At 45.5% G+C, this 1,109-nt stretch carries 2 protein-coding genes; both read left to right on the top strand.

Annotated features, from left to right (window positions below; all coding sequences use genetic code 11):
- Positions 1–383, top strand: a 383-nt coding sequence (locus FS818_RS28200) for a condensation domain-containing protein (protein WP_260989996.1), incomplete at its 5' end; no start/stop codon positions are given.
- Positions 384–433: 50 nt separating this feature from the next.
- On the top strand, positions 434–1,109 hold a 676-nt coding region (locus tag FS818_RS28195; protein ID WP_260989997.1), incomplete at its 3' end, for a condensation domain-containing protein.

Genomic DNA, 1,109 nt, shown 5'->3' with positions numbered 1-1,109 from the left:
GCGGCATTGGCAGTACATTGTTACCGGAGATCAGCTTCAACTACTTAGGGCAATGGGATCGGGAGATGAATGCCGGGACGATGTCCATGTCTGGGTTTCCCACAGGGTTCCAAGTGAGTCCGCAATCGGAACGCCCCCATGCACTGGATATTGTAGGGAGTGTAATGGATGGGAAATTGACGCTGAGCGTGACATATGATGAGCAGGAGTATCGTGACAGTACAATGCAAGGACTGTTGGACAACTACAAGGAGCAGTTGCTTTCGATCATAGAGCATTGCATGCAGCAAAACGAGACCGAGCTCACCCCGAGCGATGTTAGTATCGAACCATTGTCTTTAGATATGTTCGAAAAACTCTTAACGCAGTTGGAAGAGTTGTAAGGAGAGACCTCTGGTATTCATAATTTATAGACGGAAGATAGGTGATTGTAATGAGTGTTGGTGGCAAACGTAACGTGGTTTCCATGTACCCGCTCTCACCCATGCAAGAAGGCATGCTGTTCCAAGCACTAATGGAACCGCAGTCGTCTGCATACTTCGATCAAGTGTCATTTACAATTCAAGGATCGCTGCATAAAGCCCATTTGGAAGAGAGTCTCTCTCTATTAATGGAACGTCATGATATCTTTCGAACGGTGTTTATGTACGAGGGGTTAGAAAGACCTTTGCAGATCGTACTCCAAAAGCGCAATCCGTCAATCATATTCGAAGATTACACAGGCTTAACGGAAGAGGAAGTCAAAATCAGCGTGGAACAGTTTAAAGAAGCGGATCGAGAACGTGGATTTGATCTAACGAGAGATGTACTGCTGCGGCTTGCCGTATTAAAGATGGGTAAGGGTCATTACGAGTTAGTTTTGAGCCACCATCATATTTTGATGGACGGCTGGTGCAGAGGTATTGTATTAAAAGAGTTTTTCTATATGTATACGCAGCTCTGCAGTGGTCAGGCGATTGATTTGCCTACCGTGAAACCTTATATCGAATTCATTAAGTGGTTGAAAGCACAGGATCGTGAAGAAGCGCTGGGCTATTGGAGAGATTACTTGGCGGGGTATGAACAACGTACGGCGATTCCAACAAGTGGTCATTCTACTAATGGAGAGT

Origin of the sequence: Paenibacillus xylanexedens (assembly GCF_007680605.1) — a bacterium.
In the GTDB taxonomy this organism is placed as follows: domain Bacteria; phylum Bacillota; class Bacilli; order Paenibacillales; family Paenibacillaceae; genus Paenibacillus; species Paenibacillus xylanexedens_B.
The sequence above is the reverse complement of the archived record's forward strand: the minus strand, read 5'-3'. Positions and strand labels throughout refer to the sequence as shown.